The sequence below is a fragment of the Undibacterium sp. 14-3-2 genome (genome assembly GCF_016595265.1).
Taxonomy (GTDB): Bacteria; Pseudomonadota; Gammaproteobacteria; order Burkholderiales; family Burkholderiaceae_D; genus Undibacterium; species Undibacterium aquatile.
On record NZ_JAENGS010000001.1, the window covers coordinates 871,395 to 885,980 of the forward strand.

The following is a 14,586-nucleotide window of genomic DNA, read 5'->3' on the forward strand; positions in this document are numbered from 1 at the left end:
GGCTCTGTTGATTTTGCTGATTCGGCTGGTTCAGATAGGGCTCAGCTGAACCAGTTCCTGACATTGAGACCGATGAAATGTCCGAAGACGACGATGAGCATGAATGGCACCAGCGCAACGCAGGCCTGCGCAATGACTTTCCAGAGTAACCATAACTGACGGGAAATCAATGGTGTGACCGCCCATACGCACGTCAGGTAGACCAGCACCAGCGAGCACATGAACAGTATCAATAAAAAACCTTCGGGGCGGTATGGTGCAGCGATCGCAATAATGGCGCTCCAGGCAATCCACGCAGAGAGTGCCGACACCATGATTCTGTGAGCAAATTCCATGACAGGTAATGACCTCATCGGATGATTTCCTTCTGCGTAAGTGTGCCGGAGAACTAGCTCTCCCCGGCCTGAACTGCCTTGCCAGGGGAGTGCTTTATTCGTTTGTCTGCAAATGATTGATCAATTGATGTAAGCCCGCCGTCATTGCTTGCACTGAACCGAGCATATCCCATTGATCGTCGCCGATTTTAACGTAATTTGAGACTGACCGGAGTTCCAGAAATTTCTGCTTTTCCAGTTGGCAGATATGGAAAAAAGCGGCACCTTCCATATTCTCGATATCACATTTGCTGTTGTCGATAAACGGCGCCATTGCTGCATTGACGGAAATACCATGCGCCAGCGGAAAGGGTTGTCCGGCGGGGATATGTTCGCAGTGCAAGGTGTGGCGGCGTTCAAATTCCATCTCTATCGGCAGATGCGCCATGTGGACAAAACCTGTCGGCGTGAAAAATCCGAGATCGGCTTCCACTTCACTTTCTACCAGCACAACATCACCGATTTTGAAACGTGAATGAGGGAATACGCCAGCAATGCCGGACAAAATCAGCATGTCAGGGCGGTGCTCATGTATCGCTTTGACAGTTGCATACGTGGTTGCCGTCAGGCCGACGCCGGAAACAATACTGATCACGTCATCACGTTGAAACAGGCTGGCTTCGGTTTGAGTAGGAAACAGAACAATGGTCTTCATAGGAGGAGAGTCGGATTCAAGGGGAAAGGGTGTAAGGTATTGCGTATCCTTATCGGCTGCCATGTCGCAAATCAACAAAATGCTGTAAACCTTTTTCTCAGCAGCGCGTTATAAGGAGTGCAGGCATTTTCAACTAAACCGCATCGAAATAGCATGATGATGCTCGTCTGGTTGCCATTCATTTCGCTGACAGCAGCAGACAATTTAAGAGCTTATATGAAAAAAATCATTTTATTCGCTGCGCTTGCGTCCTCATTGCTGAGTGTTGAGTCGGCATCAGCGCAGAATGTTAATTTATCGGTGCAATTTGGTCAGCCAGGTTTTTACGGGCAACTGGATGTCGGTAATTTTCCGCAGCCGCAATTAATTTATCGCGAACCCCGCATCGTTTATCGCAGCCCCGCGCCATTGCCGCCGCTGTATCTGGTTGTGCCTCCCGGTCATCGCAAACATTGGGATAAGCATTGTTCACGTTATGACGCTTGTGGCCGGCCGGTTTATTTTGTGACCGAGAATTGGTATAACACCCAGGTGGTGCCTCGCTATCGTGACGGTCAATATCGTGAACCACACCGCGACTATAACAACGGACCAAACCGTGGTTACGATGGCCGCGATGACAGAGATAATCGCGAACACGGTCGCGGTAAAGATAATGACCGTGGTCAGGGAAATGGGCGTGGTCACGATAATGGGCACGGCAGAGGGCAGCATAACGATTAATCTGCCAGTGGCTGGCGAACGATGTCTGTCGCGGTTTTAGCGCAGGCATTGTGCCCGGGCATTCCGGAATGACTTCAGGCGGTCTGAATATACTCCCGGGGGTATATTCAGACCGCCTTTGTTTATAAGGACATCTGGCATGTTTTGGCAGATACTCCCCTGTTTTAAGAAAAAAAAGGGGTATTGTGCAGCGGTACAGACGGGTCTTGCCGCGCAATTGCATCGTTGCTGATAACCAGGTTTGCCGCAACCATACTGGTTGATTGCATTATGTTGCAGAAGCAGCGGCGCTCGCTGAGATTGACTTACTGAAAGCTGCGCAAGTAGGCCAGAAGATCGGCGATTTTTTTGTCATCGCTCATGCCATAAAAGCGCATTTTCGTGCCGGGTACGACATCTTCCGGCGCGTGTAAAAAAGCGCGCAGATTTTTTTCTGTCCAGATCAGCTTTGCATTTTTCATCGCGGGTGAATATTTAAAATCAGTGGTCGAACCGGCTGTTCTGCCGATCACGCCGTTCAGTTGTGGCGCAAAGCCGCCGTGTGCGGAAGCACCGATCTGATGGCAGGACGCGCAGCGCGATGTAAACACCAATTTGCCCGCCTCGACATTTCCTGCGGCGATCGCAAACGGCGAAACCATTGCCATGACTAGCAGAAGCAGGCGGCGTTGCCTCATCAGGCTCATGTCGTCTGCGCCGGTTTTTGCGGTGCATAGGCCGCCATAAAGACATCGATTGCTCTGGCCGTGATTGCTTTGATTTCTGCTTCACTGACATGCTCCAGCAGCTTGAACAGAAATGGATTAATTAATTCCGCTTCCAGCAAACCATGTAATTGCAGAGTGGCGACTGCCGCATTTCCTTGGCGTAGTTTTCCTTGCGTCATGGCGTCTTGCAGAAAGTTCGTGATAATGCTCTGGCTGCTCAGAATGCCGCGTTCATAGAGCAGTTTGCCAAGTTGCCCCGGTGCTGTAATTGCCATATGTCGTTGCGCCATGATTTCTGGCGAATACAGAAATGACAGCAGATGCTCGCCAAAGTAACGCAAGGCATCGGTGATGTCTGTGTTGGTCTGGTCGAATGCATCGAACATTGCCTGGCGCTTGGTCTCGGCAGACTTGTACATGATTTCAAAAAATAACTCTTCCTTTGACGCGAAGTAGTTATACAGCGTTGCTTTCGAGCCTCCCAGCCGGGCACAGATTTCCGACATCGACGTCCGTTCAAATCCCAATTCTTGAAAAGCCTGTGCCGCCACGCTCAGTATGGCCTGCCGTTTTGCTTCGGTTTTCATTTTCATGTCAATAGCATCTCTCAAAAATAAATAACTGTACCGACCTGTTCATTTTAGCATGCGGTTGCTATAATTCGTAAAACGTACTGTACGGTACAGTAATGAATGAAAGAGAGAACTTCTTATGTCTTCTATATCTTCACCCGGGTTTTTACCTCAGATTAAGCTCAGCAGATTGCTGCTGGCGCTGACTTTGGCGCTAGGAGGCTGCGCCCAGTTGCCGCAGTCAGAACCAACTTTATCAATGAAGACTGGCGCTGATTTTCCGGCTACAAACGCGTTCGCAACGACTACCTCCGCTACCAGCATCTGGCCCGATGAACGTTGGTGGCAGGCATATCAGGACGAGCAACTGAATGCGCTGATAGACGAAGCCTTGCGTGATGCGCCGGACATGAGCGCCGCTGCCGCACGACTGGCAAGAGCAGAAGCCTTCAGTCAGGTAAAAAATGCGGCAACAAAGCCGCAGGTCAATGCCAATGCATCGATTACAGAGCAAAAGATGAGTTACAACTATCTGACGCCAAAGTCGATGACGCCGAATGGCTGGAATGATTACGGGCGCGCGACTTTAGATGTTAGCTGGGAGCTGGATTTCTGGGGCAGAAATCGCGCTGCACTGGCAGCGGCGACTTCACAGGAGCAAGCCAGCCGCGCCGAATACGCACAGGCGCGTCTGACTCTTGCCGCGGCCATCGCCAGTCAGTACGCCGATCTGGCGCAATTATTCGTACTGCGCGATACGCTGCAACGCTCGGTAGAGATACGTCAGAAAACCGTCCAGATGTTTGCCGACCGATTTGCATATGGCATGGAAACCAAAGGCGGGCTGAGTGAAGCGAAAGTGCGACTGATCAGTGCCGAAGCGGAGTTGTTGGCAAACGAAGAGCAAATCGGTCTGCAGCGCTATCGGATTGCCGCGTTGCTGGGTGCCGGGCCTGACCGTGCGCTGGCGATTTCACGTCCTACAGTGAATTTGCAGATGCCGAACGGTCTTCCTGCGGAACTGGCAACAAATCTGTTGGGACGCCGCCCGGACATCGTGGCGGCCCGCCTGCAAGCCGAAGCCAGCGCGCACAACATAGATCAGAAAAAAGCAGAGTTTTATCCGAATATCAATCTGTCGGCATTCATAGGCGTGCAATCGCTGGATCTGAATATGCTGAGTAAAAGTGGTTCCTCCACCGGCAGTATCGGCCCGGCGATTTCTTTACCGATCTTCACCGCAGGTCGCTTACAGGGTGAGTTACGCAGCAGCACCGCCAGCTATAACGAGGCTGTGGCGAACTATCACCGGGCTATCAGTCAGGCCTTGCAAGAAGTGGCCAGTGCCGGTCTGAGCCAGCAGGCATTAAGTGCGCAACTGATGAAAAGCAAACAAGGTGTTGCGGCGGCAACGGATGCTTACAGCGTTGCAAAAAATCGCTATCAGGGTGGTCTGGCAACGTATCTCGAAGTTTTATCCGCGGAAGATAGTCTGCTGATCAACCTGCGCGCACTGACCACGCTGGAGGCGCGTGCCTTCACTCTCGATGTCGCGATGAAGCGCGCGCTCGGCGGCGGCTATCAGTCAACTGCAAATACTTAATTTAAAAATTATCTGAAGGATTTTTACCATGTCTGAAACGAATCTGAACGCAAACAAAGTGCAAAGACGTAATAAATTACTGGGCGGCGTCGCAGGTGTCGTGGCTTTATCCGCGATCGCCGCAGGTGTGTACTGGTTCACGTATGGCTCACATTTTGTCTCTACCGATAACGCCTACGCTGCAGTCGAAGTGGCGCAGGTGACATCGGCCGTCGGAGGCACGATTAACGAAGTATTAGTCACGGATACCCAAGCGGTGAAAAAAGGCCAGATCCTGGTCAGGATCGACCCTGCGGATGCTCGTCTGGCACTGGCTCAGGCCGAGGCTGATCTGAATCGTGCTGTACGCCGGGTCAAAGGATTTGTCGCCAATGATGCCAGTCTGAAAGCACAGATCACTGCCCGCGAAGCCGATGAGAAAAAAGCAGCCGCGCAGTTGCGTGCGGCTGAGGCCGATTTCGAGCGGGCAAAAATTGATCTGCAACGCCGCGAAGCATTGGCCGCATCAGGCTCGGTTTCCGGTGATGAACTGACTCGGGTACAGAATGCTTTTACAACTGCGAAAGCGAATCTGGAAGCCACTCGTGCGGCTGCTGCGCAGGCGCAGGCAAATCAAACTATGGCGCTTGGCTCACGTGAAGCAAATGCCGTATTGATCGCCAATGTCAGTGAAGAAAACAATCCGGAAGTTGCTCTTGCCCGCGCCCGCCGCGATCAGGCTGCGCTTGATCTGGAACGCACTGTCGTGCGCGCACCGGTTGACGGAATTGTTGCTAAACGCCAGGCTCAGCTTGGTCAGCGCGTGTCGTCCGGCGTGCCATTGTTATCTGTCGTTCCGGTGCAAGACATGCACGTTGATGCGAACTTCAAAGAAGTGCAGCTGGAAAACGTTCGTGCGGGTCAGCCTGTCGCATTGCAGGCGGATATCCACGGTAGCAGCGTGACTTATCACGGCATAGTAGAAGGCTTTTCGGGTGGATCGGGTGCTGCGTTCGCCGCGATTCCGGCACAGAACGCAACCGGTAACTGGATCAAAGTCGTGCAGCGTTTACCGGTACGTATCAAGCTCGACTCCAAAGAGCTGCAAGCCCATCCGTTGAAAGTCGGCCTTTCCATGAGCGCCCGCATTGATACCCGCGAGCAGCAACGCTAAGGAGGCAACATGAAAACCAATGCTTTGCAGAGCGGAGCACCCGGTACGCCAGCGGGGAGCGCAACGGAAGATGCGCCGCTGTCCGGCGGTATGCTCTGGTTCGCCGCCATTATTCTGGCCGCTGCCAATTTTATTGCCGTGCTGGATATGACGATTGCGAATGTATCTGTACCGACCATCGCTGGCGCAATGGGCGCGACCAGCAGTCAGGGCACCTGGGTGATTACCTCGTATGCCGTGGCAGAGGCCATCACTGTGCCGCTGACAGGCTGGCTGGCAGCGCGTTTTGGCGCTGTTCGTGTATTCACGATAGCGATGGCGATGTTCGGTATTTTCTCCGGCCTTTGCGGCCTTGCCAATTCTCTCGGTATGCTGGTATTTGCGCGTATCTGTCAGGGTTTTGCGGGTGGCCCGTTGATGCCATTGTCGCAAACTTTATTGCTGCGGATTTTTCCGAAAGAAAAAGCACCGGCAGCGATAGGTTTATGGTCAATGACGACTCTGATCGCTCCGGTGCTGGGCCCGATTCTTGGCGGTTATCTGTGTGATGATTTTTCCTGGCCGTGGATTTTTTATATCAATCTTCCGATTGCCGTTTTATGTGCGGCGATGGCGTGGCAATTACTCAAACGCTATGAAAAAGCGCCGGTGCTCAATCCGATAGATAAAGTCGGGCTGGCATTGCTGGTGATCTGGGTAGGTGCTTTGCAACTGGTGCTGGATGAAGGAAAAGAACTCGACTGGTTTGCCTCGACGGAAATTGTTTTGCTCAGTCTGGTGGCTGCGGTGGGCTTCATCGTCTTTCTGATCTGGGAGTTTCATGAAAAGCATCCGATTGTCGATTTACGGGTGTTCCGGCATCGCGGGTTTTCCGTCAGCGTACTCACGATCAGTGTCGCATTTGCTGCCTTTTTTGCTGCGAATGTGTTGACGCCACAATGGTTGCAGGCATTCATGGGATACACCTCAACCAAGGCTGGCATGGTAACGGCATGGACAGGCATTTTTGCTGTCTTTGTTGCACCTCTTGCGGCTGGCTTGTCGTCGAAAACAGATCCGCGTCGGTTGGTGTTTGGCGGCGTTGCCTGGCTGGGACTGATGACTTTGTGGCGCACCTTTGCCACGACAGATATGGGCTACTGGGACATTGCCATGCCGTTGATGTTCATGGGTTTAGGTTTGCCATTTTTCTTCATCCCGACAACCGGGCTGGCGATGGCCAGTGTCGAGGAACGTGAAATGGATTCTGCCGCGGGTCTGATGAATTTTTTACGGACTTTATCCGGTGCGTTCGCGACCTCAATGGTGACAACCGTCTGGGATAATCAGATATCCCGTAATCATGCCGAACTGGTCGGGCTCACCGATACCGATCTGAGTGTACAGAAAATGCTGGAAAGCTCAGGAATGGCGATTGATGCGGTTCGGGGAACCATCGATTCTCTGATCACCAGTCAAAGCGTGATGCTGGCGACCAACCAGTTAATGATGGGTATCGCTGTCGCATTTCTGGTTGCTGCGTCGGTGATCTGGCTGGCACCGAAACCGACCAGAGTGGTCGAGCCGGGAGCAGGCGGACACTAGACGACACCCGTTCGTCCGCCGACTGACCGGCATATTTGATGCCGGTCAGTCCTTTCATTTTAACTTCTCACTGATGACAGGAGAATTTGCATGTTCAAACATATTCTTGTTCCCACCGATGGTTCCGCACTATCACAGGCGGCCATAGAAAAAGCAGTGTTGTTTGCGAAAGAGTCTGGTGCGCGCATCAGTTTTTTTTGTGCCGCGCAGGCCGCTGCCATGTATGACGGGTTGGGTGGAATTTTTTCTGCGCAGACACCCGCAACTCTGCGCGATATCGCGAATAACATCAGTGAGGAAATTCTTGCTGCGGCAGAAAAGCAGGCGCAGATGCATGGTGTTCCGTGTACAACGCTGTCGCAGATTGCAGAGCAGCCTTATGCCGCGATTATCGAGACAGCGGTGCTGCATGGCTGTGATTTAATTTTCATGGCATCCCACGGCAGGCGTGGGCTGGATGCCTTGTTACTTGGCAGCGAAACCCAGAAGGTACTCACACATTCGAATATACCGGTATTGGTTTATCGTTGATTTAATGGTCGCCCCTGTCACGCCGGCACACCCAGTATTACGCTGGAGGCTTTGAATATACCGGTGGCAGGTGCACCTGTTTGTAATGCCAATGCGGTGCAGCTGTCATTGGTGATGATGGCAGCCAGTGTACTGCCGCCTTCCATCGTGATAATGACTTCGGTATTCACGGCGCCCGGTTGTATGCGTGTGACGATGCCGCTTAACTGATTGCGTGCCGATAAGCGGGTATTCTGATTTTCTGTCATGACGATGATGGACGAAGATTTGATCAGCGCAAATGCTTCTGAACCCGGCTGTAAACCCAACTCTTCCGTGCTTTCATGGGTAATGACGGCGACAATTTTTTGCCCGCCTGCAATCGTCAGTTCTATTTCATCATTCACCGCGCCCAGTTTGATGTGCGTGACTTTGCCCAGGTAATGATTGCGGGCGCTGGTTTTCATATTCATTTTTTTGATGAGTAAAAAATCGTCGGCGATGCCATCCGCTTGCTGACTGAGTTGCCGGATAAAATCACGATGTTCCTGTTCGATAATGTGGAAGTTGTCGACCAGTTGCTGACCGCGTTGCGTGAGCCTTGTACCGCCGCCGCCTTTGCCGCCGGTCAGTCGTTCAACCAGCGGTTCGCCCGCCAGATTGTTCATGCTGTCAATCGCATCCCAGGCAGCTTTGTAGCTCATCTTCATGGCTTTGGCCGCTTGTGTGATAGAGCCGCAAGCGGCGATTTGCGCCAGCAGGGCAATCCTGCCTTTGCCGCCGAAATTTTCTCCATCAACGGTCATCCAGACCGAGCCATGTAAGGCTATCGTTTTCTCTTTGCTCGTCATACAAACACCCGTCTTAAAAACATCTGCCAGAAGCTGGCAGTGTCGGAAGTATCAGCCGCTGCGCTGAAGTCACGTGGCCCTTTTCTTCGTCCGTTCTGAGAACGTCATTGTTCATACGCATTGGCTGAGTACGACCGGTGCATCATCATGACGAATTTTCCCATCACGCAAATGCACAACGTGATCGCCAAAGACATGGGCGTCTTCCGGATCATGCGTGATCAATATCATCGGTACTTGCAATGTACGTTGCAAAGTATCGAGTTCCTTGCGCATCAGAATACGCAAAGATGGATCAAGCGCAGCGAATGGCTCATCCAGCAATAATGCCCGGGGTTCTGCAACCAGTGCCCGTGCCAGTGCCGTACGCTGTTTTTGTCCGCCCGAAAGTTCATGTGGAAGCTGATCGGCGACTGTTTGTAAATCCAGCGCAGCTAACCAATGATTGACCTTTTCATTGCTGCGTTGCCGGTCCGGATTACGCCAGCCCTGCGTCAGTCCGAAACCGATATTCTGGCGCACGTTCAGGTGCGGAAATAAAGCGTATTCCTGAAACAGGTAGGCAATATTCCGCTTTTGTGGTGCCAGATGAATGCGCTGCAGATGATCAAATAAAGTTGTCTCGCCGAGACGGATATGGCCGCGATCTGGCGTCAGTAATCCGGCAATCGCTTTCAGGGTCAGGCTCTTGCCCGCGCCGGAATCGCCGAGGATGACAATGCGCTGCTGATTGCTGGCGAACTGAATATCGAGCTCAAACCGACGTGTGCCTGAGATCAGCGTTTTCTGAATGTGGAGATCAAACTGCATAGGCCATTCCATTATGAAGAGCGATGGGCGATACGCCCCGGCGCCAGTTTTCCTGCCAGCAGTAACACGCTGATGCAGACGACTGAGGTCAGTAACACCAGCGTGTTGGCGACATCATCCTGCCCGGCTTGTACGGCTTCGTACACAGCGATAGACAAGGTTTGCGTCTTACCGGGGATGCTGCCGGCGATCATCAGGGTCGCACCGAATTCGCCTAATGCCCGGGCGAATGCCAGCAACACCCCGGCCAGAATCCCGCGCCATGCGAGTGGCAGGGTCACACGAAAGAAAATACCTATTTCTGAAATACCCAGTACGCGCGCAGCTTGTTCCAGTTGTCCGTCGATTGCTTCAAAGGCGGCTCGTGCCGGTTTAAAGACCAATGGAAACGCGACGACGGCTGCGGCAATCACTGCGCCTTGCCAGGTAAAGATCAGATTGATGCCAAGATGATCCTGCAGCCATGCACCGAGCCAGCTACGGCGTCCCAGCAAGACCAGCAGGTAATATCCAAGCACCGTTGGCGGCATCACCATTGGTAAGGTCAGCAAGGTGTCGAGCAGATCGCGCCCGGGAAAGCGAACGCGCGCCAGCAGATAGCCGACAGCGATACCCGCAACCAGATTCAATGCGGTCGCCCAACCGGCAACTTTCAGCGACAACAGCAACGCGTTCCATGCGACATCCATACCAGACGATCAGCCTTTCTTAAATCCGTATTTCGTCAACACAGTCTGCCCCGGTGCGGACAGCAGATAGTTGATGAAGCGCTTCGCTTCTTCAGCATTAGCACTATTTTTGATGCGGGCAACCGGATAACTGATCACCGTGGCAGTCGGTATTTCCAGCACGACTTTGACTTTGTCTTTCATGATCGCGGCATCGGTGGCATAAACGAAGCCGGCGTCAACCTCGCCGCGGGCGACGTAATCGAGTGATTGCCGCACGTTTTGCGTGCTGATGGTTTTGTTTTCCAGTGCGGGCCACAGTTTTGCCGTTTCCAGCGCTTGTATGGTATAGCGCCCCACAGGCACGCTGGCCGGATTGCCAATCGCGATGCGTTTGATATTTGCCTGATTCAGATCGTCGAGTCGTTTGATTGCGATTTTGCTGTCGGCTGGTTCGATCAGAACGAGCGCATTCCGCACAAAATCATGACGGTCACTCGCCATTACTAAGCCCTGTTTTTCTGCGGCATCCATGGTTTCCTGGTCTGCCGAGGCGAACACATCTACCGGTGCGCCTTTGGCGATTTGCTGCAACAAGGCACCTGACGCTGCAAAGTTCAAGGAGACTTTCGCATCCGGATATTGCGCCTGATAATTCTGTGCGATTTCTTTGAACGCGTTGGTCAGACTGGCGGCTGCCGAAACCGTGATTTCTGCCGCACAGGCAAGATTTGAAACCCCGACCAGTAAAGTTGCCAACATCAGGCGTTTCAAGGTTTTCGTTTGCACGTGACAGCTTCGGTGAGTTGAACAGAAGTCGTAATATACACTTATATATAACGCTATCAAAGACCGAGTCCGGATAATCTTGACTCAGGTCAGTTTAGAAAGAAAAACCGGGAGCATAAGGGGGGGGAACCACCTGATCGTTGTCTCAATATCAGTGCAGGGCTGGTCGTGCTTTTTCGCAAAAAAAACACCAGCTCGTAAGCTGGTGTTTTCTAAGATAAGAGACTGATCAGAATCCAAGCCGGAAATCGACCCTGAAACTGTTAGCACGATAGGTATTCGCACCCATAGAACCTAGCCAGCTAAAGTTGGTTGTTAAACCACGACGCGATCTGACATTCAGACCCAGACCAACAGACTGGATATCTTCCGGTAAGCCAACGACGACGACACTGTAATTAGTGCTGCCTGCACCCAGATCTGTGTAATACATAGACTGATCCATATTACCGCTGGTGCGGTGACGCAATTGCAGCTTCAACGATGGTGAAACCTGAGCAAACTCGTAGTACAGGTCTTTTGCAATCGTCAGGCCTCCGGTTAATGCAGTGGTAGTGCTGTGTGCATTATTCAGAGACAGAGCTAAAACGCTGCCGCGCTCGTTGTAGGCATCCAGTCTGGCATGCAATACATCGAGACGTCCGAATGGCTGAATATGTAAATCATTGCCCATCGCGATATCGCGTGTCAGCACCGTCGATGCAAAGCTGACCTGACCTGAACGCTCGCCCGCCAGCAGCTGATTATTGACATCATCCCAGCGACGATTATCGAAATTGAGCTTGCCCATACCTACGACACCATCCACAAACCATTGTTTCTCAGGCTTGTACGTGCCGTACAACATGCCAGACCATTGTCTGGATTTGCTTTCGCTCCCCAGTGTATCCATGGTTGCTGTGTCACGTGCATAGCCAATCGATGCACCAATGATCAGCTTGGGATTCCACATCATATCCATACCGATAGTCAGGCCGCTGCTGGAGAACTTTGTCCGGTTACCATTCTGAGCATCAATACCACCGACGTCGATATTACCCGCGGTCCAGATGCCGATTGGCTTACCCGCAATCTGCAGCAATTCATTATTTTTTGCTGGTTCTTCTTCTCTGTTACCACCATCTGCATGGAAGGCTTCACCTTTGGCAAATGGCGCTTTTGCCATTGTGTATTCCTGGGAATCCTTCGGACTCAGACGGTACGAATCGTTACCGAAGGTGTCCTTGCTTGCAGTCAGATTGTCAGAAATTTTATTGACGGCCATTCTGAACATATCCAGTCCAGGGGCGTTGAGTGCGACACCAAAGCGGTTTTTAATCGAAAAGTCGCTATGCAGAATCTGAAGGTGGCTATACACGTTCGTGATCTGCGTCTCAGTGAAGCGCTGACTGATATTAGCCGCAGCAACTGCCGTAGCTTTCACTACAGCATTGTTCACAGGATCAGGGCGTTTGCCGACGACGACATTCAACACTGTGCTATTCGCACCAGCAGTTATCGCGTCGCCAGAGTAGAGCGCAGTAATTAAATGAGCACCAACCGACAGATTTTTCGTCATTAACGCAGCGGAACCATTTGCCAATGGCACGCTTCCCAGATTTATCTGTCCGTCCATAAAGATGACTGACCCCGTCGATGTTGCCGGGCTCACTGCTGCAGTCAACGTCACAGCCACGCCATCCAACACCTGTGATTGGGATGTGCCTATCGTTACAGCAGAAGCAGCGAGGTTCTGAATTTCAATGCTGATGCTGGCCGTTGCCGGATTGAAATTACTTTCGCCGTCTTTGGTCGCGGTAACAACACATGTGCCAGCGGTACTACCAGCTGACAGGATATTGCCAGACAACCTGCAAGCACCAGATGTGATGGCAAAACTGACCGCGCCGCTGCCGGAACCGCCAGAGACTGTCATGATTGCTTTGCCTGTCGATTTATAGATGGCGCGTTTATCGGCGTTCAACACCAATGCGGTCTGCACATTCTTACCAACACTCAGACTATATGTCGCCAATGTCTGTGCATTGATACCTTTGACTGCTGCCTGTGTTGCCGTGATGATCACGCTACCGGATGCCAGTGCAGAGACTTTACCAACGCTGTCGACACTCACGATGGCGGGGTTACTGCTGCTATAGCTGATCGCACCAAAATTCCCACCGCTGAGCGTGGAGGCCGCGACATTCGTCAGGTTGTTACCGATAGTGATTTGCAACGGACCCGGTTGGCTGAAGCTCAGCACTGGCAATGGTAATGCCGTGACCGTTAAGGCGTAGGTTTGTATAGCCTGTTCGTTCACTCCGTTTACCGCTGTTTGCGTCGCCGTAATTGTCACTGCCCCTGCATTCAATGTAGTGACGGTGCCGCTTGAATTGACCGTGGCGATGACGGGAGTACTGCTGCTGTAGCTGATCGCACCATAATTGCCGCCGCTGAGCGTGGAGGTCGCGATATTCGTCAGGCTATTACCTAATGTGACTTGTAACGGCCCCGCTTGGCTGAAACGCAGCACAGGTACATCAATAACACTCAGGCTGTATGTCTTTGTCGATAGTCCGTTCACTCTTGTGACAGCTGCCTGTGTTGCGGTAATTGTGACCGTTCCCGTATTTAGCGTCGTGACGGCGCCGCTGGCGCTGACCGTGGCGATAGTGGGATCGCTGCTGCTGTAACTGATCGTGCCGTAACTGCCGCCAGTCAATGTCGACGTCACAGTATTTGTCAGGCTGTTACCGACGGTTATTGCGAGCGGCCCCGGCTGATTGAAATTTAAAACGGGGACAGGCACAGGGTTGACGGTGAGGCTGTAAGTCTTGACCACCTGCGCGTTTATTCCTGTGACAGCTGCCTGTGTTGCGGTAATTGTGACCGTTCCCGTATTTAGCGTCGTGACGGCGCCGCTGGCGTTAACCGTGGCAATGGTGGGATCACTACTGCTGTAGCTGATCGTGCCATAACTGCCGCCAGTCAATGTCGACGTCACAGTATTTGTCAGGCTGTTGCCGACGGTTATTGCGAGTGGACCAGTCTGATTGAAATTTAAAACGGGGACAGGCACGGGATTGACGGTGAGGCTGTAAGTCTTTGTCGACAGTGCGTTTATTCCTGTGACAGCTGCCTGTGTTGCGGTAATGGTGACCGTTCCCGCATTCAGTGTAGTGACGGTACCGCTGGCGTTCACCGTGGCAACGGCGGGATTACTGCTGCTGTAGCTGATCGCACCATAACTGCCACCGCTGAGCGTTGATGTTGCTGGATTTGTCAGACCATTGCCGACAGTGATTGGGGGCGGGCTAGGTTGATTGAAACTCAGAATCTGCGATGGAGTGACTACAAGGTTGTAGGTCACCGGATATCGAACAGAGTCGGCCGCAACCAAATTTAATCCTATTTGGTATGTACCCGTAGTTGAAGGAACGATATAAATAGAACCAGTTTTAGCTGTCGGATTAAACTGCCAAGTGCTTCCTTGTGTTGACGGGGGAGCATTCGTCGGATCAACTGAGACAATCCTTGCTGTGGAATCGTATGTGTAGCTGACGGTGCAATCGGTGTTGACTGCGCAGGTGTAGCTGCTACCCTGGGGG

General features: G+C 52.3%; 14 protein-coding genes. 5 read left to right on the forward strand and 9 right to left on the reverse strand.

Annotated elements, in window-relative coordinates; genetic code table 11:
• Positions 1 to 41 precede the first annotated feature (41 nt).
• Together Undi14_RS03880 and Undi14_RS03885 are read right to left on the reverse strand one after the other, a co-directional pair.
• Entirely contained in the window at positions 42 to 353 is a 312-nt protein-coding gene (locus Undi14_RS03880; protein ID WP_186884861.1) for a hypothetical protein, read from the reverse strand.
• 76 nt (positions 354 to 429) lie between these two features.
• Complete coding sequence (locus Undi14_RS03885) at positions 430 to 1,029, reverse strand: hypothetical protein (protein WP_200177966.1); 600 nt, start codon at positions 1,027 to 1,029, stop codon at positions 430 to 432.
• Between the two features lie 216 nt (positions 1,030 to 1,245).
• Between Undi14_RS03885 and Undi14_RS03890 the strand changes: the two genes are divergently transcribed.
• Complete coding sequence (locus Undi14_RS03890) at positions 1,246 to 1,752, forward strand: hypothetical protein (protein ID WP_186896458.1); 507 nt, start codon at positions 1,246 to 1,248, stop codon at positions 1,750 to 1,752.
• A gap of 305 nt (positions 1,753 to 2,057) precedes the next feature.
• Here Undi14_RS03890 and Undi14_RS03895 read toward each other — a convergent pair whose 3' ends face one another.
• Both Undi14_RS03895 and Undi14_RS03900 read right to left on the reverse strand, forming a co-directional pair.
• Positions 2,058 to 2,429 (reverse strand): cytochrome c family protein, encoded by a 372-nt coding sequence (locus Undi14_RS03895; RefSeq protein WP_200178227.1) that lies wholly within the window; start codon positions 2,427 to 2,429, stop codon positions 2,058 to 2,060.
• A gap of 5 nt (positions 2,430 to 2,434) precedes the next feature.
• The gene (locus tag Undi14_RS03900; protein ID WP_234030386.1) at positions 2,435 to 3,046 is read right to left on the reverse strand and encodes a TetR/AcrR family transcriptional regulator; all 612 of its coding nucleotides are present in this window, start codon (positions 3,044 to 3,046) and stop codon (positions 2,435 to 2,437) included.
• 124 nt (positions 3,047 to 3,170) lie between these two features.
• Here Undi14_RS03900 and Undi14_RS03905 point away from each other — a divergent pair, with 124 nt between their 5' ends.
• From Undi14_RS03905 to Undi14_RS03920, 4 genes are all read left to right on the forward strand, one after another.
• Positions 3,171 to 4,634 (forward strand): efflux transporter outer membrane subunit, encoded by a 1,464-nt coding sequence (locus Undi14_RS03905; protein ID WP_200177968.1) that lies wholly within the window; start codon positions 3,171 to 3,173, stop codon positions 4,632 to 4,634.
• Between the two features lie 28 nt (positions 4,635 to 4,662).
• Positions 4,663 to 5,787, forward strand: a complete 1,125-nt coding sequence (locus tag Undi14_RS03910) for an HlyD family secretion protein (protein ID WP_200177969.1) — start codon at positions 4,663 to 4,665, stop codon at positions 5,785 to 5,787.
• A 9-nt stretch (positions 5,788 to 5,796) separates the two neighbouring features.
• Positions 5,797 to 7,371: a DHA2 family efflux MFS transporter permease subunit gene (locus Undi14_RS03915; RefSeq protein WP_370589878.1), complete on the forward strand. Its 1,575-nt coding sequence runs from the start codon at positions 5,797 to 5,799 to the stop codon at positions 7,369 to 7,371.
• Between the two features lie 90 nt (positions 7,372 to 7,461).
• On the forward strand, positions 7,462 to 7,902 hold the full coding sequence (locus Undi14_RS03920) for a universal stress protein (protein ID WP_200177970.1): 441 nt from the start codon (positions 7,462 to 7,464) through the stop codon (positions 7,900 to 7,902).
• A 17-nt stretch (positions 7,903 to 7,919) separates the two neighbouring features.
• Here Undi14_RS03920 and Undi14_RS03925 read toward each other — a convergent pair whose 3' ends face one another.
• From Undi14_RS03925 to Undi14_RS03945, 5 genes are all read right to left on the reverse strand, one after another.
• Positions 7,920 to 8,732 carry a TOBE domain-containing protein gene (locus Undi14_RS03925; RefSeq protein ID WP_200177971.1) on the reverse strand — a complete coding sequence of 271 codons (813 nt, stop codon included), beginning with the start codon at positions 8,730 to 8,732 and terminating at the stop codon, positions 7,920 to 7,922.
• Between the two features lie 111 nt (positions 8,733 to 8,843).
• On the reverse strand, positions 8,844 to 9,542 hold the full coding sequence (locus Undi14_RS03930; protein WP_200177972.1) for a sulfate/molybdate ABC transporter ATP-binding protein: 699 nt from the start codon (positions 9,540 to 9,542) through the stop codon (positions 8,844 to 8,846).
• 11 nt (positions 9,543 to 9,553) lie between these two features.
• Positions 9,554 to 10,231, reverse strand: coding sequence for a molybdate ABC transporter permease subunit (gene modB, locus Undi14_RS03935; RefSeq protein WP_186884871.1), 678 nt, complete (start codon positions 10,229 to 10,231; stop codon positions 9,554 to 9,556).
• A 9-nt stretch (positions 10,232 to 10,240) separates the two neighbouring features.
• On the reverse strand, positions 10,241 to 10,999 hold the full coding sequence (modA, locus tag Undi14_RS03940) for a molybdate ABC transporter substrate-binding protein (protein ID WP_370589880.1): 759 nt from the start codon (positions 10,997 to 10,999) through the stop codon (positions 10,241 to 10,243).
• 229 nt (positions 11,000 to 11,228) lie between these two features.
• Positions 11,229 to 14,348, reverse strand: coding sequence for an autotransporter domain-containing protein (locus Undi14_RS03945; protein ID WP_200177973.1), 3,120 nt, complete (start codon positions 14,346 to 14,348; stop codon positions 11,229 to 11,231).
• Positions 14,349 to 14,586 lie beyond the last annotated feature (238 nt).

What these genes read in the sequence shown, in the direction of transcription:
- modB (WP_186884871.1), bottom strand. Translation starts at nt 10,231, where the DNA reads ATGGATGTCGCATGGAACGCGTTGCTGTTGTCGCTGAAAGTTGCCGGT.
- Undi14_RS03885 (WP_200177966.1), bottom strand. Translation starts at nt 1,029, where the DNA reads ATGAAGACCATTGTTCTGTTTCCTACTCAAACCGAAGCCAGCCTGTTT.
- Undi14_RS03900 (WP_234030386.1), bottom strand. Translation starts at nt 3,046, where the DNA reads ATGAAAACCGAAGCAAAACGGCAGGCCATACTGAGCGTGGCGGCACAG.
- Undi14_RS03915 (WP_370589878.1), top strand. Translation starts at nt 5,797, where the DNA reads ATGAAAACCAATGCTTTGCAGAGCGGAGCACCCGGTACGCCAGCGGGG.
- Undi14_RS03895 (WP_200178227.1), bottom strand. Translation starts at nt 2,429, where the DNA reads ATGAGGCAACGCCGCCTGCTTCTGCTAGTCATGGCAATGGTTTCGCCG.
- Undi14_RS03925 (WP_200177971.1), bottom strand. Translation starts at nt 8,732, where the DNA reads ATGACGAGCAAAGAGAAAACGATAGCCTTACATGGCTCGGTCTGGATG.
- Undi14_RS03890 (WP_186896458.1), top strand. Translation starts at nt 1,246, where the DNA reads ATGAAAAAAATCATTTTATTCGCTGCGCTTGCGTCCTCATTGCTGAGT.
- Undi14_RS03910 (WP_200177969.1), top strand. Translation starts at nt 4,663, where the DNA reads ATGTCTGAAACGAATCTGAACGCAAACAAAGTGCAAAGACGTAATAAA.
- Undi14_RS03930 (WP_200177972.1), bottom strand. Translation starts at nt 9,542, where the DNA reads ATGCAGTTTGATCTCCACATTCAGAAAACGCTGATCTCAGGCACACGT.
- Undi14_RS03920 (WP_200177970.1), top strand. Translation starts at nt 7,462, where the DNA reads ATGTTCAAACATATTCTTGTTCCCACCGATGGTTCCGCACTATCACAG.
- Undi14_RS03880 (WP_186884861.1), bottom strand. Translation starts at nt 353, where the DNA reads ATGAGGTCATTACCTGTCATGGAATTTGCTCACAGAATCATGGTGTCG.
- Undi14_RS03905 (WP_200177968.1), top strand. Translation starts at nt 3,171, where the DNA reads ATGTCTTCTATATCTTCACCCGGGTTTTTACCTCAGATTAAGCTCAGC.